Below are 21,981 nucleotides of genomic sequence, written 5' to 3'. Positions count from 1 at the left end.
AATTATTAAGGATGTTTACCTGATGATAACTAAAATATTATTTATAGTTTAGTGCGTATGTCGCTTGGGAAACGATAGTCCCCGTTGAAACCGGTTGATTGTTTGCTTCAACGCGGGCTGCAAAGACCAACTCATTGTTACCTGTGACCAGATTGATATCTTTTGATGTATCGCCCACCTTCAGCAGATCACCATTAGCATCGATCAAACGGATTGCTGCACCCTTTGCACTTCCGGTATTCGCGACCAGTTCAGCAACGCTGCTGTCAGCGGTGCCACCGAAAGAAACTCCCACTTTTGACATAGCCGGATATTCCACCGCACCCGCAGTCTGTGAAGACAAATTACAGTCTTGCAGATGAATGGTGTAGCTAACGTTTTGAGAATATTTGTTGCCGGTCTCAAGTACTTTATTCGCTATCTGACCCATGTCGACGTTGATATCGGCATCACCTGGAGCCACGGAGCAAGGCGCATTAATCACGGTACCGGTGAAATGTATGCGGCCTGACCCTTGGTCTGCACCTACAGGGGCATCAGCGAACGCGGAAGTAGATACCAATGCTGACATGGCAATAATGAAAATATTCTTTTTGGCGTTAAACATGATTCGTCCTTCATAGAGTTACGATAAAACAGTTCGTTCAGACAACTTTCACTAAAGATAAAACTGGCATGAACAACCATATGTAATATCGAAGAGAGCCCATCTCTCTTGCAAATCAATAATACTGATATTTTCCATATCACGATATAATAACTTGAAAAATAACCACATTAAGAATTAAATTCTGCGCAAGCGGTCTGTGGCACTTATTTAGCGTGATTGTTAACTTTTATGTGAATAGTATTGATACTAAATTTCAGTATTTTCTTAAGTTAAGGTCGCTAGTTCTCGTTGGCTTTAATGTTTTTATCATAAATTTAACAATTAAGTTAATGATACCTAACAAATGCACGCCTTAAAAATAACAAAATAGAGCTGCATTGGTTTTTTTGATGAGAAAATGACCTGGAATTACCTATAAAAAATTATTTCCAGAAGGTTTCTTGATGGGTTCTAGCTTAGGATGGGAAATTGGCGCTCATGCATTTTGATTGGCTGAGGCGATTAAATGCTTGGGGGAGGCTTATCTCGCGTGTATTGCCTGGCTCAGGTAGGTGAAGGCCTGCTTTCGAACAACGGAATTTTAGCAATCATGATGGCTTTCTATTCGCAAGCCATGGGCAAACTTGTTGGTCACTGACTAGATGACGTTGCACCAATGAAAATAATGGGATTTTATTATATTAACGCTGTCAATTAGATAGGGCTATTTAATTTAAGGTGAAAACTATGCTTAATGGGGATAGGGCTATATTGCATGGCGGATCAATGAAAATTTTTATGCCTCATGGTTAGCTATTTCTCAATATCAACAGGAAACAGATACCTACTGGCGTTTACGCCAGGAAGCTGGAGAGTTATTTCCCTCCGCCCCACGGTTTTTAACGGATTTGCCTGCGTGACGAGCGATAAGTTTGCACCGGTAAGTGATTCAGCTGAATGAAAGCGGTCAACATCCAATGTGCTTTGCACGATCGCCGTGTGGTAACCGGTGAGGCCATGATGGGGCCGTTTGCATACCCAGAACACATTTGATCCGCGCGAGCCAACAATGCGTTGAAAGGAATGAGATAATGTTCTGCTTAGCCTACGCAGGTCAGTGGCTTATCATATGCCTAACTGGTACGGTATACTCTTTACGGATAGCAAGGGGGCAGGGAATGCTTGAAAGTATCGGTGAGTTGTTGAACCTGGTATTCAGAATTATTTTTGGGATATTGGAGGCCATCTACGAAATTGTGAACTTCATTTATTCGTTTACCAAAGGGCGCACGCGGAGACGGGTGTTAATCACCTTATTGGTATTTTTTGCGTTGCTCGGTCTGTTCTGCTGGTGGATGGTTAATGTAAGTGCGGGTTAAGCTAATGATGATTTAAATGGGCGCAGCATGCTGCGCCCCTAGGTGTCACCACATCTATCAGGCCTTACTACCTTGCCCAACGTGGCCCCAAACCATCTCGCCCTTATGGAACGTGGCGGTTCTTGGGGAAATACGCGCTACCGCCTCGGCGGAGCAGGAGGCATCAACCAGCACGAAACTGGCATCGTCCTGGGCTTTCGGCCATACGCGTTCCCCTTTGTCATTCAGAGGCAAGACATCACCGGTGGCAAGGGCTAACGAACGTGACAAGGTTCCCTCATTCGGGCGGACGTAAAGCTGAGCGTAAAGGTTAGCTTTCTCCAACATGTCGCCCAAACCATACGGTGACCAGTGGTCGATCACGCTGTCAGTGCCGGTCATCAAAAACACGCCTTTCTCACGCAACTGGCTGAGCGGCATGTGCATAGTGCCAATAGGCACCGTGGTGGCAATGGTGATCTGCTGTGCTGCCATACGGGTAGCAATCTCATCCACCTGCTGTTCATTCATCATTGCCAGCGCAAAGGCGTGGCTAATGGTCAGCTTGCCCTTTAACTGTGGCGTTTTCTCGACGGTTGCCACCATGTAATTCACCGCCGCAATGCCTGCCGGGCTGGTTTCGTGCAGGTGGATGTCCACCCCTTTGTTATAATCCAGCGCGATCTGGAACATGCTATCGAGCGATTTTTCCATTGCGCCATCGACGTTGGTCGGATCCAGCCCACCAACGTAGTGCGCTCCTGCCTGCATTGCCTCACGCATCAGCGGCTCTGATTTCGAATACAGCAAGCCATGCTGTGGGAACGCGACAATTTCGCAGTCAAAGCCAGATTTGCGGCGTGCCAACACTTCTTGCAGATTCTCCAGGTTTTTCAGGCCGGAGGTCGGCTCAACGTTGCAATGGCTGCGAGCGGTGGTGGAACCGTAAGACTGAATCAGATCGATCAGCTTCTCGGCCCGCTCTTGGGTGTAAGGTTGCAGTTCCGGCAGCAGTTTCTGCTCCAGCCGAATCATATCTTTGATGGTGGTGCCTGCCGGGCGATTGAGTGAACGCCATGGGCCGCCGTAAAAGGTTTTGTCCAGATGGATGTGCATATCACGCATGGCGGGCAGCATCAGTTTGCCGCCAGCGTCGTAGACCGGCAGCGTACTGTCCGCATGCTGGCGGTTATTGCGCAACGCAACGATCTTGCCCTGATTGATCTCCAGCGTTTTCAGTTCGGTGCGGGTGCTGACCGGGGTTGCCCCGTCAAACTCAAAACCCGCCTCTAGCAGCACGTTATCCAGATAATAGTGCGGGTCGGTAATTTTCATGCGCTGGTCTGCCTCACAGTTCGCGGTTGCCGGGTTAGCAGCATAACCGACGGAGGAGGTTGCGCCCAATAGCGCGCAGGCCGCAGCTACTTTGCCGCTATGGCTCAAAAACTCACGGCGGCTTCTGTTCTCATTCATCTGTTCTTCCCTCTCAGAGGTTAACGATATGGGTGCCCGTTTCACCGCGCAGTGCGGCGGGGAGGCAATCCGGCGAGGTGATGACGACGCGTTTGCCGCCGTCGCGTAAGAACGCCAGGCTGGCGACGATCTTCGGCAGCATGCTGCCAGCAGGGAAGTGGCCCTCTGCCATATAGCTGGTCATTTCGGCCACGTTCACCTGGCCTAACGCCTGCTGATTCGGTTTGCCAAAGTGAATGCACACTTTCTCTACGCCAGTGGTGATCACCAGCACGTCGGCGCGGATTTCCCTGGCGAGCAGGGCAGTGGACAGATCTTTATCGATCACCGCGTCGACGCTTTGGTAATCCCCTTGTGGATCACGCGCGACAGGGATGCCACCGCCGCCCGCACCGATCACCACAAACCCCTGCTGCGTGAGTGCCTTGATTGCGTCGGCTTCCACGATCCTGATGGGGTCCGGTGAGGCGACCACCCGGCGATAGCCGCGCCCGGAGTCTTCTACAAAACGCCAGGTGGGGTATTGCTGCAATAACGCATCGCGCTGTGGTTCGCTAAAGAACGCGCCAATCGGCTTGGTGGGGTTGGTGAAGGCGGGATCCTGTTTATCCACTTCAACCTGCGTGATGACGGTTACCGCTTTCTGCCCGCCATGCTGCGCCAGGCGGTTATTGAGTGCCTGCTGAATGAGATAGCCGATACCGCCTTGGGTGTCCGCCACGCAGTTGGCCAGCGGGGTCAGCGGCAGGCCTTCATGTTCATGGGCCACTTCGGCACGGCGCAATTCCAGCCCCACCTGCGGGCCGTTGCCGTGGGTGAGTACGATGCGATAATCCGATGCCAGCATTTCCAGCACCGAGTCTGCGACCTTTTTCACCGCCTCGGCCTGATGTTCTACGGTCTGACTGGCGTTGTCTTTGATAATGCTGTTGCCACCAATGGCGACGACGACGAGTTCTTTCATCTGGGTTTTCCGATTAAAAAGGCCGTTTAAACAGGGGCGGGAGCTGGTGATTGCCCCTCACCCTAACCCTCTCCCACAGGGAGAGGGGACCGATCGAGTGTGCTGATTGCCCTGTGTAATACCTTGTATTTCTTGTTCTTATGCCCTACTTTCCGAAGCCGCACAGCCTTATCAAAGATGCCGTGCAGCTCCCCCACCCACAGGGAGAGGGGATCGATCGAGTGTGCTGATTGCCCTGTGTAATACCTTGTATTTCTTGTTCTTATGCCCTACTTTCCGAAGCCGCACAGCCTTATCAAAGATGCCGTGCAGCTCCCCCACCCACAGGGAGAGGGGATCGATCGAGTGTGCTGATTGTCCTGTGTAATACCTTGTATTTCTTGTTCTTATGCCCTACTTTCCGAAGCCGCACAGCCTTATCAAAGATGCCGGGCAGCTCCCTCTCCCTGTGGGAGAGGGTTGGGGTGAGGGCTTAGGCTGTCTTGCTGGATTCCTGCACTGTGGCAGCCACCGTTTCACGGCTATCGAGAAAATGCTTCAGCACAAACATGGCCGACATCATCAGGTAAGCCAGCGTGAACAGCAACGAGCTTCCCTCAGCAAAGCCCACGGCTGGCGCATGGATCACACCGAACAGTGCCAGCAGCGCACCGGTTGCCGCCGCCACCGCACCACGCAGCGGTTTGTTGATGATGGCGAAAATCGCGACACATCCCCAAAGCATACTGGCCAGCGGCGCACCACTGCCCAGATGCACCAGCCCTTGGTAATACACGCCTTTGCTATGTAACAACTCAGCGCCCAGCTTGGCTCCCGAGGTGCCCGCCGCCCCCAGCACGCTGTTAACCATGGTTAATCCCCAGTTGGCGATCCACGGGAATAGACAGATGAAGATCACCGGGACTTCGATTTTCGGCGTTTCCCTCACCACCTGGTTGGCGGTGACCACGCCAATAAACACCAGGATAGGTACGATCGCCGTCATCGGGATCACTGCCAACATAAAGGCACCCAGCCCGAACAGCGGTACCAGGAACATCGTCACGCCGGAAGCCAGGGTGTAACCAATGCTGGCCCCCATGGCTTTCCAACCGGCGTGGCCAACATACACGGTCACCGGGAACGGGTTGCCCAGCAGGCAGCCGAACATGGAGGAGAGGCCGTTGGCCATCATCACTTTGCGGGTGTTGTATTCATCCCCGGCGGCGTGGGCACTCTCGATGTTTTCCAGGTCAAAGATGTAGTTCGCCAGCCCCAGCGGAACGGCAGAGGCCAGATACGGTAGGGCGTGTGGCAGGCCCTGCATAAAGCTGTCGACATGGAATCCTGGCGGGTTAAAGCCAAAGGAGGACATTGAGGCTTTAATCGCATCCGGGCTTTGCAGGCCGGAGATCCACGCCAGCGCGGTACCGGCGATCAGCAGCAGCAAACCGGTCGGAATGCGGGCGAATATGGGCTTTTTGCCAAACCAGTTGATAAAGATCAGCAGCAGCACGATGAACGAAACGGTCGGCGCTTCAAACGCTTGCAGCATCGGGTTCATCGCCAGCAGCAACAGCCCCAGGCCGGAAAGGCAGGAGAGCAGCACGGTGCGCGGGATCATCTTGCGGATGGTTTCGCCGAGGAAAGAGCCACCCACCAGGATCAGTGCTTCAACAAAGCACCACACCAGGCCGATCGCAATGGCAAAGTCCGCATCGCCGGTGGACTGATAAACCGGCATCAGCACCAGGAAGGTTACGGTAAAAATAGACGGTGCGCTCGGGCCAGACGGCAGCGCAGTCACATCGTTCCGCCCGGTCTGGCGAGCCATTTGCAGGCCGAACCAGGTGTAACAGATGCTGGCCATCATCACGGCCAGACCAAAGGCCGGGGCTATGCGCCCGTAGACGATCTCTTTTGGGATACCCACTACGAAGATGAGCAGCCCCATCATGGTGAGCAGGTTGGTCAGGTTATTGGTCATCAGCCCGAAGTAGGCTGCCCAGTCACCGCGTTTCCACTCTAATTTCATTTTGTTCATGGAAAATCCTTCACAGGTCGTTTAACAACTCTCGACGATCAACGGGATCGCCATTGGTCCTGCAGGTGAACAACTCTCTGGTGTCAGGTGGGGCTAACGCTGGGTTAGCCCCGGTTACCCTATGAATTTCAAGTTGCAGCTAGGCGACAAGCTATCTCATCCCCAGGAGCTTACGTTTTTGTAAGTGACTGGGGTGAGATAGTGCAGGTAACAACGCTGCAGCTTGAAAGGCGACGGGTATATTGTTATTGGCAGTAGTGGTCGCGATACCTCAATATTGCTTTCTCAAAACAGGTGAACGGCGGGTGCACAATCCCGGCACCGATCATGCCGATCCCTGCATCCTTATGGGCAATGGCGGTGTTGATCACCGGCAGGATGCCGCTGCTGCCGACCTTGGTAATATCGATCGCCGTTGGGATCCCCATAAACGACAGCAGGGGAATGGTGACGTTGGGGTTTTCGCCCAGGGTGATTTCACGCATCTGGCGCGAGAAATCGATCGCTTCATCCACCGTGCCCCCAACCAGTGCAACGATGGCCGGAGCGGTCGCCATGGCAAAACCACCAATGCCGTAGGTTTCGGTGATAGCGCTGTCGCCGATGTCCAACCCCGAGTCTTCTGGTTTATAGCCTGCAAACATCGGGCCGATAACCTGCTGTGCCGGGCCAGTAAACCACTGGCCTGGTAACCCGCTGATGCGCAGACCAAACTCAACGCCGTTGCGCGCCATGGTGGTGACCACGGTGCTGTATTCAATGCCGTGTGCCGCATCCATCGCCGCTTTACACATCGCCATCCAGGTTGGGCCGGAGAAGTAATCGCTGCTGGCGACAAAGTCGAAGACCTCGCGCTGCTGTTCAACCGGATAGCCCGCCTGGATAATCCACGGCGTCAGCGCCTGGATCAGCAGCGTAGTGCCCGCATTGTTGCGGTTGTGACACTCGTCGCCCATATGCAGCGCCTGTGCCAGCATCAGCCGCAGGTCGATCTCACCGGCCAGCTTCATGGCATCGCGCAGCATCGGGCCTTGCACATCGCGCATCCAGTTCAGGCGGTCGATCACGCTCTGGTCATTGGCTCCCATGCGCAGGATCTTCGCCATTTGCTCGCTCATATTGGTATAAGCGCGGTTGCCGTAGGTTTTGTTTTCTACGATATGCATAAACATCGATGCAGACGTCACGCCTGCCATCGAGCCGACGCAGTCATGCTCATGGCACGGTGAGAAGATGATTTCGCCAGAGGCTGCCAGTTCTGCGGCTTCCTCGAGGTTAGCTGCGAGTCCTTCAAACACCAGTGCACCGGTGACCGCGCCTTTCATCCCACCACACATTTTCTGCCAGGTGATCGGCGGGCCTGCATGTAAAATGGTGTTGCGCGTCATACCAGGGACGACGTTGATGGCCTGGTCATAACCTACCAGCACCGGATGCGACTGAATAATGCGTTCCAGCGCCAGTTTGTTGGCGGCAACCACTTTCTCGGCAAGCGCTGGGGAGGCAATCTGATCGAGCGCCTCAACCACCGCCATATTGCCCTGGCCGGGCGGAGTCCAGTCGAGCTGGGTCACTGGCACATGCTGTTTTTTCAGGTCATCACTGAACATGGCGATACCGACGTTAATGACGTTCAGCGGTTGGTTAAATAACGAGTGGCTCATCAGGCTTTCCCTCCTTTACAGACAAATTCACGCGCCAGCAATCCGGTATTGGTGCTGCTACTCGCCCAGATCACGCCCGCATCGGTGAGCATTTGGCACTGCTGCTGTAGCGACGGCGTATCGAGATCGGTGCCCAGCACATAGCCGAGGATCTCCAACGGTCGGCTCTCGCTGGCCGCAATGGCCTTGGCCTCTTTGATCGCCTCGATCATGACGCCCACCGGATCTTCGTGAGAGCCAAAGCCCAGCACGAAGTCCATCACGATCACGCCGACTTCGGGATCGCGCGCTTCCTGTAACAGACGTTGGATGCGGTTGGTCGGGTCGATCATCGGATGCGGTTTACCATTGGTGAAGTCGTCATCGCCAAAGTCGAGGAAGGTGTGTGCCACGCTGCGGTTGAGGTCTTGCAGGCGCATGGCCGGGTCGGGTTGAATATTGCTGTAGACGTCGTCGTATTTTTCCAGTGCGGCAAACATCGCTTCGTCGCACAGGGTGCCGCCACAGAACAGGCCGCGAATGTATTTTTGCTGCGGCGTCAGCTTGGCACGCACTTCTTCAATCAGCGGCCAGTTGAGTGGATGCAGGTCGAGGGACTCTTCTTTGATGCCGGTAAGCAGCACGGCCTTTAACGCTGCCTGCTTGGTTGCACGCGCAAACTGTAGCCCTGGCTCATCGGCTGGTGGCTCATTGCGCCCAAGGAAGCAAACCACTACGGGTTTACGGCAGGCTCGGGCACGTTCGAGCACGGTGTGTGCCACGGCTGGGGCAGGGGGCTTGGAGACCAGTACAATCACTTCTGTACCGTTGTCGTTCTCTAGCATCGCTATCGCATCCAGCATCATCCGGCCGCCGATCTTTTCACTCAGATCGCGCCCGCCAGTGCCAATCAGCTGCGAAATGCCGCCGCCAAACTCATGGATACGCACGCTCATCTCCTGGCTACCGGTGCCGGACGCGCCGATAATACCGATGTTGCCACGGCGAACCGCGTTACCAAAACACAGGGCGGTGCCATTAATGATGGCGGTGCCGCAGTCTGGCCCCATCATCAGCAGGCCTTTTTCATGCGCCAACTGTTTCAGCGCCAATTCGTCCTCGATGGAGACGTTATCGGAGAACAGCATCACGTTGAGATTGTTTTCCAGCGCTTGACGAGCTTCACGTGCCGCGTATAACCCGTTTACCGAGATCACCGCGAGGTTGCTCTCCGGGATATGAGTTTTCGCACTGGCGAGGGTGGCGTAGCGCGCTTCGTGGCGGCCACCTTTATCTTTGTGGGTGAACAAGGCTTCGATCGCCTGTAGGGTGGCCTCGTTAGCTTCATCGCTGGCGCCCTTAATCACGATCATCAGATCGCCGTTTTTGGCGGCTTCCAGCTCTGGGGTTAACAAGCCCAGGTTCTCCAGCACCCCTTTGTTCATCTCCGTGGCCATGGCCACAAACGCTTGTTCAACGCCTGCAAGTTTGTTCGCTTTGGTGGAAATAGACATCAGCGAAACAGAGTCAAACCAGGTGTTGTTTTTTACCACGATCCTGATGGGCATATTTTTCTCCAAAATATGAGGTCAAGAGGCAGGCATCGGCCATGCCATACAGCATGTCGCAACCCGAACTTGAACCGATCTGTTTAATCTTGTTAATGGTATCGATAATAAGGTGACGATCGTCGTACACTAATTTTTCTAACAGGTGGCTTATCACCTGTCGGTAACGTTGATTGATTGCCGCCTCTAATGTAATAGCGCTTAGCCGCGTGGTTTTATGTTGTGCTTTTTCCAGCACCGCCAGAAAAACCTCGCGATACTTTTGTGCCGGATGACCTGGTAGCAGCAATATAGAGCAAAGCCCAACCAGATAATCATCCCCAGAAGGCGTCAGGCCAATTCCCAAACCAATGAGGGAATGTAAGGCTTCGTCGGGATCTTCATTGCGCCGTATCGCCAGAAATAACGCATCACGATGCAGTTGTAATAATCTGGCCATTTCCCGATAAAATATATTCTCACCACGGTAATTAAATAGTGAATTACCGGATGAAGCCTGTTGATTAATGCATGCCCCCCATTGGTGCCAAGCAATAGATGTTCTGCTTGCTTCGGTTAAATACAGGCCAGGCTGTTGCCATGTCTGACAGTGGGAAAAATCAATCCAACTATGCTGACCTATTTCAATGCCGCCCTGAGAAAACTCGACGCGATCTCCTGGGCTAAATATCTGGTCACAGTGCCTGAGCGCTATGCGGCAACTATTGGGGGCGTTATCGTACTCGTCGCTTAATAACGTGTAGAGCATGTTCTGCTCGGGGACGAACAGGTTTACCGCGCGGGAAAAAACCTGTTCGACCTGCCCACTTAGCCGCTGGCGGGGGAACGCCACCTCCGCCGATAACGCTGTAATGCACTGCCGTTGCGGCTGTGCTATGGCATTTCTCCTCTGTTAAGCGCCGGCGGCAACCAGCAGTTCAGCAATTTCGTGATAACCTTTTTCACGCGCCAGCGTCAGTGGCGATTTACCATATTTGTCGGTCATATGTGGATTAGCACCGTGATCGAGCAGTAATTTGACAATCTCTTGCTGTTTCGCACCGCCATCATTCAACACAATGGCTTCCAGCAGTGGCGTCCAACCGACAAAATTGGTGTGGTTGACGTTAATTTCGGTACGCGTCAATAATTCACGCACAATATCGACGTGGCCTTTTTCACTGGCCGGGGTAATACCCACGCCGCCAAAGCGTGTTAAGCGATCCAAATCTGGGTTTGCTGGCAATACCAGGCGCAGCAGCGTTAAATCGTTATTCAGGCAGCTCAGCAGGAAGGGGTTAAAACAGGTCTGATCCTGCTTATCAATATCTGCACCGGCAGCGATTAATAATTCCACGCAGTCGTAATGTTTATTCAGGCTGGCAAGCGTAATTGCGGTACGGCCTTGGCGGTTGGTGGCATTGATATCCGCACCTTTAGTCAGGCAGCTTTTCAGCGCGTCGCTGTCACCCTGTTCCGCCGCAAAAAGAAATTCTGTGATTAGCGCTTTATCAGACATATTCTAGCTCCCTATTTTTCCAGTGGGCTTTGGATGCTTTCATTGCTACTGAGAATAGCAACAGATGCTGGATAAAAACATCCGCTTAAGAATCATTCATCGCAAAGGGTGTAATTATTGAAAACAATTCAACAATAAAGACAAACTGTGCGGCGGCGCAATCTTTCTCTTATGTTTTGCGCCTTTTGCCATGGTAAACGTCCCTGCGGGGAATTGGCTTTCACCTCGCGCCACATCAGGCTCCAAACTAATAATCAGAAGTGTGATTGTCTTCAAATCAGTTGTAATGGCAGTGTTAAATTTTGTTCAATACTGGTTGCGTGTCATAGGATTTACAAATACATTCAACAATGCGGCGGCCCCTCACCCCAACCCTCTCCCACAGGGAGAGGGAGCTGCCCCGAGTGCATGGCTAGCCCGTGCAACTTCGGAAAGTCGGGGGCAAGAAGAAGATGTATGGGTTATTACGCAGAAAAATCAGCAAACTCGATCGGTCCCTTTCTCCACAGGGAGTACGAGCTGCCTGGAGTGCGTGGTTGGAGCGTTCAGCTTCGGAAAGTAGGGAGTGAAAACAAGAAAGGCGAGGTATGTTGTGACCTAGCCAAAGTGAGTCACGATAATTTCAAACACACTCGATCGGTCCCCTCTCCCTGTGGGAGAGGGCTAGGGTGAGGGGTCTATGAATTCTATTTTTACCGAAGAAAACCTGTTGGCATTTACCACCACGGCGCGTTTTGGCAGCTTCAGCAAGGCGGCCAAGGAGCTGGATCTGACGACCTCGGCCATCAGTTATACCATCAAACGGATGGAAACCGGGCTGGACGTCGTGCTGTTTAACCGCAGCACGCGCAGCATCGAACTCACCGAGTCCGGCTTTTACTTCTACCGTAAAGCGACCGATCTGCTCAACGACTTCCATGCCATCAAGCGCGGTATTGATACTATCTCTCAGGGCATAGAGGCGCGGGTGCGTATCTGTATCAATCAATTGCTCTACACCCCACGGCATACCGCCCGGCTGCTACAGGTGTTGAAAAAGCAATTCCCCACCTGCCATATCACGGTGACCACCGAGGTGTACAACGGCGTCTGGGATTCCATCATCAACAACCAGGCCAATATCGCCATTGGCGCACCGGATACGTTGCTGGACGGCGGCGGCATTGATTACACCGAAATCGGCGCCATCCGTTGGGTGTTCGCCATTGCGCCCGATCATCCATTGGCGTTTATGCCAGAGCCGATCTCTGAGAGCCAGCTACGGCTTTATCCCAACATCATGGTGGAAGACACCGCGCATACCATCAACAAGAAGGTGGGATGGTTGCTGCACGGGCAGGAAGCAATCCTGGTGCCGGACTTTAACACCAAGTGCCAATGCCAGATTTTAGGGGAGGGGATTGGTTTCCTGCCGGAATATATGGCGCGTGAGCCGGTAGCGGAAGGGCTATTGGCGACCCGCGCCATTCATAACCCACGGCAGGATTCCAGCATGCTGCTGGCGACACAGCATGCGGCAACCGGGCAGGTCACCCAGTGGATCAAAAAGCAGTTCGCTCCGGGTGGGGTGCTGACTGGGATTTATGGGGATTTGCTTTATCGGGAGTGAATCAGGGATCTTGGTGCGTGAAATCCCCTTACCCTGGCAGAAAGTAAACTGCACCTTAAAAGCTGGCTAGTCACAATTTAAGGTGCAGTGGGTTATGGCGAAAATAGTCCCTTCCCATAAATGAGTATTGAGAGTCATCGCTGGTTATTATCAAATAATATGTCGATCAGAAACTATATAAAACACCGGCCACGGCATTGATACTATAATCACGGTCGGTCATCGGGCTATCTTTCACCGTGTCGCTCATCTGCTCATTAAATCCCATCAGGAACAGCTGCCAGTCGTTATTAATGGCATAATAGCTGGCGAGAGAAATGTAAGATGTGACGCCACTTTTCGCCCGGTATTGTGGCATTCCGCTGCGCTGTGACTCACGTTCGCTGATACCAAAATAGTAATTATTGAAGGCGCGGTTTTGCCAGCGCATGCCGAAACCGGGTACCAGCTGCAACTTGCCAAACTGGAAGCGGTACTGGTAGCCGACATCGGCAATCACCCCATCGCTATAGCCTAGCACGTCGGTAGCAATATCAGCGTTGAGGCTCCCCCAATCGGCATGATATTGATACCCGATGCCCGCCATGGCGGTCGCTCGCCGCTTGTCCAGCGTCTTCATCGCCGGATCGTCGCTATCCGCAGGCTTAAAGCTTAGCGGGGAGTAGTTAACTGCCAAATGCAGATTGTGCTTTTTGGAACTCAGTAGATTAATGCCGATCCCTTGGCTATTAATAAAAAACTGCTCTCCTTGATAAGTCACAATCGGTAGCGGTATATATTGTGCGTCATAGTCGCGATAGGGTAACTGTTCTGCCAGAACGCCAGCGCCTACCGACCACTTGCCAGCATAGGCATTACCTGTTAATAATATGGCCGCCAGCGATAGGGCATTAACTGAGAAAAGTGGCTTACGAAAAGATATAAAATTATATTCTATCATGATAGATATCCCAGATTTAGGTCAAAAGATTGCCATCAGCCGCTAATAAGCTGATAACTGAAATTTAATTCTTTTTAAGGTGTTAATGACGTAATGTTACTTACTCTTTGAAAAATAGCTCTTGTTCAAGGGCAATAAGTAAAGTGGCTATCAACAACAATAGGGCCGTCCAGATACATTTGGTCAGCGGTGCAACCTGCATAAGCTCTGCCGCCATCACCAGGGTAAAGTGAAATAAAATGGCTGCCGGAATGCTACGCTGACAACGATAGTAGAACCAATTGGCCAACACGGTGGCAGGAAACATGCTGATAAAAAAGTTGGTAACGTATATTCCTCCGGCCTGCCATAGTTGATGCTGATAGGTGTCTGCAATAAAGAATAAGGGTAAATGCCAGAGTGCCCATAGCCCAAAAAATATCAACGATGTGGGCAGCAACATTGGCCAACGGCCCCTCAGGCTATCGACGCCATAACCGCGCCAGCCTAGTTCCTCCAGTATTGAGGCGATCAGTGCCAGCGGTAGCATGGGTAGAAAACCGCTGGAAAAAGCAAACTGGGTGGTATCCAAACCTAGCCGCACCGACAGCCAAATGGCCGTCAGTAACGGCAGCAGAATTAACCCCAATAGGGTTAGCGTGCGGCCCAGCGTTATCCCTGCCAAAGAAAATACTCTGCTGCGAATATCCCTCCACAACCGCCGGTCTTGGGCCGTCCATATCATCACCCCTGTTGCCAGGGCTGGGCCAAGTAATCCCAGCAGAGCCACGAATAGCGTCGACTGCAGCCTATCCGGCGAATGGCTCAGATAGGCTGCTATGGCCCACGGTAACCATGAAAACGCAAAAACCAGACCAAAAAAGCGTAACGGAGAATAACGGATCACCGGGATCATAGCTTATTCCCCTCCTTGGATACTGGCTCCTAAAACGGCGGCAAAAGACCCGGCAACGGCACCGAAGGCGCGCTCAATCAGCAACAGCATGGCCTGCATACGTGCGGCCTGCTCTTCTGGCGTCCAGCTAAACATCTGGTGGCCGAACAGGAACAGCGAACCGGCGAGAATGAACTGCACCGTCGAGAGTGGATCATCAACCTGAAAAACGCCTTCCTGGTTTCCCTGCTCGACCACTGCCGCAAGAATTGGCCCAAAGGCCAACACCGTTTCAATATTGCTGCGCTCATGCAATGCGCGGTTCTCTGGGCGGTGTAAGTCCTCAACCAAAGCCTGCCCGGCTTCTACGGTTTGATTCTGTGAGGCTATGATGGCGCAGAACTTTTCAATCGCCCCCAGTTGCGGATCGTCAGCAATGATTTGTGAACGGGTAACCATCTCGGCACACAGCTGCTGTGCCAGCGCTGCCAGGACTTCATCTTTGGATTTGAAGTAGTAATAAAACGTCCCCTTGGCGATGCCTGCGCTGCGGACGATGGAATCAACAGAGGTCGACTCATAGCCGATTTCCTGAAACAGCTCGCTTGCCGCCTGCAAAATTTCAGCCCGGCGCACCTCTGGCGTCTTCACTGTACGTACCATATTAAATCCCTCCTTTGCGTATGGAATAGCGTTACGGTATTGATTGACTGACGGTCAGTCAATTAAAAAATGCAGTTTTTTTGCACGCAATGGCCGGAGTGGATATGCCACAAATTACCTTGTGTATCTGACTACTGATCTGAACTAGTCCCTCTCCTTTTTGGGGGGAGGGGGGAACATCGAGTACGTGTCATCATTTTGTTTCTCCATCCAACTCGTTATCTTTCAATAACTAATTAGAGTTAGTTCGAGTTTGCGCTGCCTCGCAAAATTCAATCAACAACTGAACAACCTGCCGGAACTTGACCAAAGACAACATTTTTTGTGGGGTCTATGGTATCCCTACGCACGGAGTAATGGCGAAAATCTGTTCTAACAAGAACTTAACGACTAATAAAAGCACTGCTCTCAAGCAGGCAAAATGGATGGGATGCTTATGAATAAGGTAAGCAAGTTATTGATGCTATTTCTGGCAGGGATGTACGCGGTTTTTCTCTCTTTCTCGGCACAGGCAGATGCGACACCTGCCGCCACGCCGCAGAAGGTTGAAGCCAAGAATGAAACCTTCTCTGCACCTCACCCTGACCAATATAAGTCCTGGCAGGCGACCTCCGAGCAGTCCGATCGGGTAGATGCTTTGGCTGGCGACCCGCGCCTGGTTATTCTCTGGGCCGGGTACCCGTTTGCCAAGGATTACAACAAACCACGCGGCCACGCCTATGCCATCACGGATATTCGTGAATCCTTGCGTACCGGCGCACCAAAAACGGCAGAAGATGGTCCGTTGCCAATGGCCTGCTGGAGCTGCAAAAGCCCGGACGTTGCCAGGGTGATCGCCGAACAGGGCGAAGCGAGTTATTTCCATGGTAAATGGGCGCGTGGCGGGCCGGAAATCGTCAATAATCTCGGCTGTGCGGATTGCCACAATACCGCTTCCGCTGATTTTGCCGCCGGTAAACCTGCGCTACACCTTTCCCGCCCTTACGCGGCTCGTGCCATGGAAACGATAGGTAAGCCGTTTGACAAGGCAGGCCGCTTCGATCAGCAATCGATGGTGTGTGGGCAGTGCCACGTTGAGTATTACTTTGATGGTAAAGACAAAGCGGTGAAATTCCCTTGGGACAAGGGCACCACGGTCGATGACATGGAAGTGTATTACGACAACATCGAATTCTCCGACTGGACCAACCCGCTATCGAAAACGCCATTGCTAAAAGCCCAACATCCAGAATATGAAACCTGGAGCGCGGGTATTCATGGCAAGAACAACGTCACCTGTATCGACTGCCATATGCCGAAAGTGCAAAACGCCCAAGGCAAGATCTATACCGATCACAAAATTGGCAACCCATTCGATAACTTCGAACAAACCTGTAAGAACTGCCACACCCAGGATAAAGCCAGCATGCAGGCGGTGGTCGAAAAACGTAAACAGGATATCAACGAGATCAAGCTGAAGGTAGAAGACCAACTGGTTCACGCGCACTTTGAAGCGAAAGCGGCCTGGGATGCCGGTGCCACCGAAGCCGAGATGAAGCCTATCTTGACCCACATCCGTCATGCGCAATGGCGCTGGGATTACTCGATTGCTTCCCACGGTATTCAAATGCATGCGCCAGAAGTTGCATTGCGCATTTTGGGCACCGCGCTCGATCAGGCAGCACAGGCTCGTACTCAGTTGATCCGTCTGTTAGCGACCAAGGGTATCACCACCGAAGTCAAGCTGCCGGACATTTCCACCAAGGAAAAGGCACAGTTGGCGCTGGGTATGGACATGCCGCAGCTGAACGCCGAAAAGCAGGAATTCCTCAAGACGGTGGTACCGCAGTGGGAAGAACAGGCACGTAAAACCGGGCTGTTAGGCAAATAACCCCTCCGCCCCGTGCGCGGGGCGTAAATAAATGGAGTCAATATGAGCGTACTGCGTTCGTTATTAACTACCGGGGTGCTTGCCTGTAGCCTTTGGCTGACAGTATTACCGGTATCGGCCCAGACCAACAGCCCCGCGGTTCAACAGAAATCGGCGGAAGTCACCTTGCAACGTAATCCGGATGAGGCCTGCCTGCGCTGCCATAAACCGCAACAGAATGCGATGCACGGTAAACATGCGGGAGCCATTAACCCGAACAACAAATTGCCGCTGACCTGCACCAACTGTCACGGTTCACCTTCGCTGCATCACCGTGAGGGCGTGAAGGATGTGATGCGTTTCAACGAGCCAATGTTCGGCGTGGAACAGCAAAACAGCGTTTGCATGTCCTGCCACTTGCCAGAGACGTTGCAAAAAGCCTTCTGGCCACATGATGTGCATTTGGCCAAGGTGAGCTGCGCCAGCTGCCATACGTTGCACCCGCAGCAAGATAAGGTACAAGGGCTGAATGACAAGGGGCGGATCAAGCTCTGCGTGGACTGCCACCGTCAACAACAGGATGATCCCGCGTTTAATCCAGCGTCCGTAAGGCTGGATAAGGGGCAGCCATGAGCTGCTCACGGCGCCGTTTTATCGTAGGCATTGGCGTGTTGGCGGCTGGCTCGACCCTGGCGGAAAAGCTGCTGGCGCGCACCATGAACGTCAATGGCATCCGGTACGGCATGATCCACGATGAGTCGCGTTGCATCGGCTGTACCGCCTGTATCGATGCCTGCCGCGAAGTCAATCAGGTGCCGGTGGGCGTTTCACGCCTGGAGATCGTCCGTAGCGAACCGATAGGCCAATTTCCGGACGTGAAGTATCGGTTTTTCCGCCATTCGTGCCAGCATTGCGATGACGCTCCCTGTGTGCATGTCTGCCCAACGGGGGCCTCGTTTATCGATGCCGCCAGCGGCATTGTTGACGTCAACCCGGATCTCTGTGTCGGTTGCCAATATTGCATCGCTGCATGCCCTTACCGGGTGCGTTTTATTCATCCGGTGAGCAAAACGGCGGATAAATGCGATTTTTGCCGCAAGACCAACCTGCGTCAGGGCAAGCAGCCTGCCTGTGTATTGTCGTGCCCCACCAAGGCATTAACCTTTGGCAATCTCGACGATCCACACAGTGATATTTCGCGTCTGTTGCAGCAAAAGACCACTTATCGCTACAAGATAGCGTTAGGGACACGGCCAAAAATGTATCGCGTGCCGTTTAAATATGGGGAGACAAGTCGATGACTTCTGCCTTTCATTTTGACTCTCTGGTCTGGGACTGGCCCATTGCGATTTACCTGTTCCTGATCGGCATCTCCGCCGGTCTGGTCACCCTGGCTATCCTGTTGCGCCGCTATCATCCAGAGGAGGGGGCCTCCAACAGCCGGGTAATGTTGACCACGCTGTTTGTCGCGCCAACCTCGGTCATGCTTGGGCTGGTGATCCTGATTTTCCACCTGACCCGTCCGTGGACCTTCTGGAAATTGATGTTCCACTATAGCTTCACTTCGGTGATGTCGATGGGGGTGATGCTGTTCCAGGTCTACATGGTGGTGCTGGTGGTCTGGCTGGCGCTGATTTTCCGTGACGAGGTGGCGGCGCTACAACAGCGTTGGTTGCCAAGGTTGGCGGTGATCCCACGCCTGCTGCAGCGCTTGCTGCCGCTGTTGCGGCCAATAGAAACAGTGATGCTGGTGTTGGCGGTGCTGTTGGGGGCTTATACCGGCTTCCTGCTTTCGGCGCTGAAGTCCTACCCGATGCTGAATAACCCGTTGTTACCGGTGCTGTTCCTGTTCTCGGGCGTTTCGTCCGGGATAGCGGTGGCATTGCTGGTGGCGGCCTTCGGACCCAAAGGCCATCTCCACAGCCGGGAAGTGCATTTCCTGCATCGCCTGGAGACGCCGGTGGTGTGGCTGGAGATCTTTCTGCTGGCGGCGTTCTTCATCGGCCTGTGGCTGGGGGATGACGGCAAGCTCCGTGCCTTGTCGGCCGCGCTTGGGGGGGGATTCTGGTCCTGGTGGTTCTGGTTGGGCGTCGTTGGTTGCGGGCTGATTATGCCATTGCTGCTGAAAGCTCTGGGCTGGGGGAAAGCGCATTTCCATATCCTGTTGATCAGCGGCGCTAGCCTGTGTGGTGTGCTGTTGCTGCGTTATTTCATTCTGTATGCCGGGCAGATGACAGTTGCTTGAGGGTATGTTGTTGCAGAATAAGGCGGTAGATGTGTTGTGGTTACCCGAGCTGGGATTTATTGCGTTATTGCTGGCCTGCACGGCGTCGCTGCTGCTGGCTGGCATTACGCTGTTGACGTTGGTGGATCGCCGTTGGGGTGGGCTGTTGCCAGTGCGTAGCTGGAGCCTGAGCATTTTTGTGTTAATCGCACTGTCTTTCGCCATTCTGCTACAGCTGTTTTTGAGTAATGACTTCTCGGTAATGTACGTAGCCCAACATGGTCACAGCCAGTTGCCACCGCTGATGAAGGCCGGGGCGCTGTGGGGCGGGCATGAAGGCTCGCTGCTGCTCTGGCTGCTGTGCCTGGCCGGTTGGTCTGCCTGCTTTGCCTTGTTTAGCCCTAAATCGGTGCGCTCACTACAGCCGCTCACGCTGGCCATTCTGGCGTTGATCGTCGGCTGTTTTCTGCTTTTTATCCTGTTCTTCTCCGATCCTTTCGTTCGGCTCTTTCCCGCCGCGGTTCAAGGGCGCGATCTGAACCCGATGCTGCAACATATCGGCCTGATCCTGCACCCTCCGCTGCTCTATTTGGGCTATGCCGGGTTTGCCACCTGCAGTGCTCTGATGCTGGCAGCTTTGCTGCAAGGGGAGTTTAGCGCCGAGATTGCCGGGCAGTGCCTGCGCTGGGCCAAACCGGCCTGGTGTTTCCTCACTGCCGGGATCATTTTGGGGTCCTGGTGGGCTTACAGCGAGTTGGGCTGGGGCGGCTGGTGGTTCTGGGATCCGGTGGAGAATGCTTCACTGCTCCCTTGGCTGACCGCGACCGCTTTATTACACAGTTTGGCGGTCGGCCAGCGCACCGGAGGATTGCGGCATTGGTCGCTATTGCTGACGTTGGGCACTTTTGTTCTCAGCCTGTTGGGCACCCTGATTGTGCGTTCTGGCATCCTGGTTTCAGTACACGCCTTTGCGCTGGATGAGCAGCGCGCGTTGCCGCTGTTTATCCTGTTTGCTTTTCTTAGCGGGACGTCGTTTTTGATCTATGCGTTACGCGCCAACCGGGGGAAAGCCATTACGTCCCCGGTGAAACCTGCGTTGCTCGGTGCGCTGTTGCTTCTCAGTTCCGCAGCCCTGATCGTGCTGGTGGGCACTTTGTACCCGATGTTCTATCGGATGATGGGATGGGGGCAGATCTCGGTCGGCGCGCCTTATTTCAATCTGGTTCTGCTGCCGTTTGGGCTACTGGGTTTGGTGTTGATGTGTTACGGCGGATTTAGGCGGCGGCGCTATGCCCAGTGGATCGCTCACGCTGGAGTGCTGCTGACGGCGTTAGGCATCGCCAGTTCGGCGCTGCAACGCCATGAAATCAGCCTGAACGTCACCGTGGGCGAGACGGTCAGCCTGGCGGGATACCAATTTACGCTGCGCTCGGTAGATCTACAGGCTCAGGCTAATTTCACCAGTGAACAGGCGGTGATTGAGGTTACCCAGCAAGGCAAGCCCGTGGCGCAGTTAACGCCTGAAAGGCGGTTTTACACCGCCCGCCGCCAACAGATGTTTGAACCCGGCATTGACTGGAACGCTTTCCATGACTGGTACGTGGTGATGGGCGAAAAAAGCGGCGAGCAGCGTTATGCCATGCGTTTTTATGTACAGACCGGCATCCGTTGGATCTGGTGGGGAGGGGCGCTGATGATGATTGGCGTCTTGGCCACCGGTTGGCAAAGGAGGCAAGCATGCGCTGGTTAACCGCTCTGCTGTTGTGGGGGAGCATCACGTTGCCCCTGGCGGCCCAGATCGTCGATACCTGGGCATTCACCTCGCCGGAAATGCAGGAGCGGGCGCTGGCAGTGGCAGGCCAGATCCGTTGCCCGCAGTGCCAGAATCAGAGCCTGCTGGAGTCCAATGCCCCTGCGGCGGTCGCCATGCGCCATGAGGTGTTTGCCATGACCGAACAAGGCAAAACGCAGGCGGAAATCATGAATTTTATGACGGCACGCTACGGTAATTTTGTCCGCTATCAACCGGCTTTTGAGGCCTCTACGTTGTTACTTTGGGGGCTGCCACCGCTGATGTTAGGGGCGATCGGGCTGGTGTTATGGCGGCGGAGGAAAGCGGGATGACATTGCGCTCTTACCCTCTGCTGTTTATCGTGCTGGTGCTTGGCCTTACCGCGGGTTGGTATGTGGCCAGCGGCCGCCCGGCCACCGTGTTGGCCGAACAGCATAAGCGCAGCTTGCCTGTCCAACCGCTCACGTCTCAGCAGCAGGCCGAAAGCGAGTTTCAGCAGTTACAGCAACAGATCGACCAGTCACCGCAAGACAGTGTGTTGTGGGCGCAACTGGGAGAATATTATCTGTTTAACGATAATTTTGCCGATGCGCAGGCGGCCTATCAGCGGGCATTGGCTCTGCGGGGGGCGAATGCCGAACTGTACTCGGCGTTAGCGACGGTGCTTTATTACCAGGCGGGGCAGCGTATTACCCCACAGGTGGGGAGCAATATAGCAAAGGCTTTGGCGTTGGATAAGGATGAGGTCTCGGCGCTGATGCTGCTGGCTGCCGATGCCTTTTTGCATACGGAATATGCCAAGGCGATAAGCTTGTGGCAACGGCTGTTGGACAGCCAGTCGCCACGGGTTAACCGGCCACAGCTGATTGAGGCTATCAATATGGCTAAGTTATTGTTAAATAATCAATAAAATT

The 21,981-nt window shown here is 53.6% G+C and carries 19 protein-coding genes; 8 read left to right on the top strand and 11 right to left on the bottom strand.

What is annotated here, in order from left to right; genetic code table 11:
• Window positions 1-37 precede the first annotated feature (37 nt).
• The 8 genes from ACX9GU_RS19945 to ACX9GU_RS19910 form a co-directional block, all read right to left on the bottom strand.
• The gene (locus tag ACX9GU_RS19945) at window positions 38-607 is read right to left on the bottom strand and encodes a fimbrial protein (protein ID WP_473192663.1); all 570 of its coding nucleotides are present in this window, start codon (window positions 605-607) and stop codon (window positions 38-40) included.
• Window positions 608-2,025: 1,418 nt separating this feature from the next.
• Window positions 2,026-3,420 carry an amidohydrolase family protein gene (locus ACX9GU_RS19940; RefSeq protein ID WP_473192662.1) on the bottom strand — a complete coding sequence of 465 codons (1,395 nt, stop codon included), beginning with the start codon at window positions 3,418-3,420 and terminating at the stop codon, window positions 2,026-2,028.
• Between the two features lie 13 nt (window positions 3,421-3,433).
• The gene (locus ACX9GU_RS19935; RefSeq protein ID WP_473192661.1) at window positions 3,434-4,384 is read right to left on the bottom strand and encodes a carbamate kinase family protein; all 951 of its coding nucleotides are present in this window, start codon (window positions 4,382-4,384) and stop codon (window positions 3,434-3,436) included.
• 472 nt (window positions 4,385-4,856) lie between these two features.
• Window positions 4,857-6,407 carry a xanthine permease gene (locus ACX9GU_RS19930; protein ID WP_473192660.1) on the bottom strand — a complete coding sequence of 517 codons (1,551 nt, stop codon included), beginning with the start codon at window positions 6,405-6,407 and terminating at the stop codon, window positions 4,857-4,859.
• Window positions 6,408-6,652: 245 nt separating this feature from the next.
• The gene (locus ACX9GU_RS19925; RefSeq protein ID WP_473192659.1) at window positions 6,653-8,071 is read right to left on the bottom strand and encodes a YlbE family protein; all 1,419 of its coding nucleotides are present in this window, start codon (window positions 8,069-8,071) and stop codon (window positions 6,653-6,655) included.
• Complete coding sequence (fdrA, locus tag ACX9GU_RS19920; RefSeq protein WP_473192658.1) at window positions 8,071-9,618, bottom strand: acyl-CoA synthetase FdrA; 1,548 nt, start codon at window positions 9,616-9,618, stop codon at window positions 8,071-8,073. The genes ACX9GU_RS19925 and fdrA overlap by 1 nt, the downstream gene beginning before the upstream one ends.
• Window positions 9,578-10,366 carry an oxamate carbamoyltransferase subunit AllH family protein gene (locus ACX9GU_RS19915; protein ID WP_473192657.1) on the bottom strand — a complete coding sequence of 263 codons (789 nt, stop codon included), beginning with the start codon at window positions 10,364-10,366 and terminating at the stop codon, window positions 9,578-9,580. The genes fdrA and ACX9GU_RS19915 overlap by 41 nt, the downstream gene beginning before the upstream one ends.
• 144 nt (window positions 10,367-10,510) lie before the next feature.
• The gene (locus tag ACX9GU_RS19910) at window positions 10,511-11,116 is read right to left on the bottom strand and encodes an ankyrin repeat domain-containing protein (protein WP_166734406.1); all 606 of its coding nucleotides are present in this window, start codon (window positions 11,114-11,116) and stop codon (window positions 10,511-10,513) included.
• Window positions 11,117-11,795: 679 nt separating this feature from the next.
• On the opposite strand from ACX9GU_RS19910, the gene ACX9GU_RS19905 reads away from it, so the two are divergent.
• The gene (locus ACX9GU_RS19905; protein WP_021180041.1) at window positions 11,796-12,725 is read left to right on the top strand and encodes a LysR substrate-binding domain-containing protein; all 930 of its coding nucleotides are present in this window, start codon (window positions 11,796-11,798) and stop codon (window positions 12,723-12,725) included.
• Between the two features lie 166 nt (window positions 12,726-12,891).
• On the opposite strand, the gene ACX9GU_RS19900 is transcribed toward ACX9GU_RS19905, so the two are convergent.
• The 3 genes from ACX9GU_RS19900 to ACX9GU_RS19890 form a co-directional block, all read right to left on the bottom strand.
• Entirely contained in the window at window positions 12,892-13,665 is a 774-nt protein-coding gene (locus tag ACX9GU_RS19900) for a MipA/OmpV family protein (protein ID WP_473192656.1), read from the bottom strand.
• Window positions 13,666-13,765: 100 nt separating this feature from the next.
• A complete protein-coding gene (locus tag ACX9GU_RS19895; protein ID WP_473192655.1) occupies window positions 13,766-14,560 on the bottom strand; it encodes a CPBP family glutamic-type intramembrane protease in 795 nt (264 codons plus the stop codon).
• Between the two features lie 3 nt (window positions 14,561-14,563).
• On the bottom strand, window positions 14,564-15,202 hold the full coding sequence (locus tag ACX9GU_RS19890) for a TetR/AcrR family transcriptional regulator (protein WP_021805370.1): 639 nt from the start codon (window positions 15,200-15,202) through the stop codon (window positions 14,564-14,566).
• Window positions 15,203-15,680: 478 nt separating this feature from the next.
• Here ACX9GU_RS19890 and nrfA point away from each other — a divergent pair, with 478 nt between their 5' ends.
• The 7 genes from nrfA to ACX9GU_RS19855 are packed head-to-tail and all read left to right on the top strand — an operon-like array spanning window position 15,681 to window position 21,977.
• Entirely contained in the window at window positions 15,681-17,072 is a 1,392-nt protein-coding gene (gene nrfA, locus ACX9GU_RS19885) for an ammonia-forming nitrite reductase cytochrome c552 subunit (protein WP_473195219.1), read from the top strand.
• A 42-nt stretch (window positions 17,073-17,114) separates the two neighbouring features.
• Window positions 17,115-17,684, top strand: coding sequence for a cytochrome c nitrite reductase pentaheme subunit (gene nrfB, locus ACX9GU_RS19880; RefSeq protein ID WP_473192654.1), 570 nt, complete (start codon window positions 17,115-17,117; stop codon window positions 17,682-17,684).
• Window positions 17,681-18,352 carry a cytochrome c nitrite reductase Fe-S protein gene (gene nrfC, locus ACX9GU_RS19875; RefSeq protein WP_473192653.1) on the top strand — a complete coding sequence of 224 codons (672 nt, stop codon included), beginning with the start codon at window positions 17,681-17,683 and terminating at the stop codon, window positions 18,350-18,352. The genes nrfB and nrfC overlap by 4 nt, the downstream gene beginning before the upstream one ends.
• Window positions 18,349-19,296 carry a cytochrome c nitrite reductase subunit NrfD gene (gene nrfD, locus ACX9GU_RS19870; RefSeq protein ID WP_473192652.1) on the top strand — a complete coding sequence of 316 codons (948 nt, stop codon included), beginning with the start codon at window positions 18,349-18,351 and terminating at the stop codon, window positions 19,294-19,296. The genes nrfC and nrfD overlap by 4 nt, the downstream gene beginning before the upstream one ends.
• A 4-nt stretch (window positions 19,297-19,300) precedes the next feature.
• Entirely contained in the window at window positions 19,301-21,025 is a 1,725-nt protein-coding gene (locus ACX9GU_RS19865) for a heme lyase CcmF/NrfE family subunit (protein ID WP_473192651.1), read from the top strand.
• A complete protein-coding gene (locus ACX9GU_RS19860; protein WP_473192650.1) occupies window positions 21,013-21,399 on the top strand; it encodes a heme lyase NrfEFG subunit NrfF in 387 nt (128 codons plus the stop codon). Before ACX9GU_RS19865 ends, ACX9GU_RS19860 begins: the two co-directional genes overlap by 13 nt.
• Window positions 21,396-21,977 carry a TPR domain-containing protein gene (locus ACX9GU_RS19855; protein WP_473192649.1) on the top strand — a complete coding sequence of 194 codons (582 nt, stop codon included), beginning with the start codon at window positions 21,396-21,398 and terminating at the stop codon, window positions 21,975-21,977. Before ACX9GU_RS19860 ends, ACX9GU_RS19855 begins: the two co-directional genes overlap by 4 nt.
• Window positions 21,978-21,981 lie beyond the last annotated feature (4 nt).

This window comes from Serratia sp. K1WW1 (genome assembly GCF_055790865.1).
Note: the sequence above shows the minus strand (reverse complement) of the source record. Positions and strands in the feature narration are given on the sequence as shown.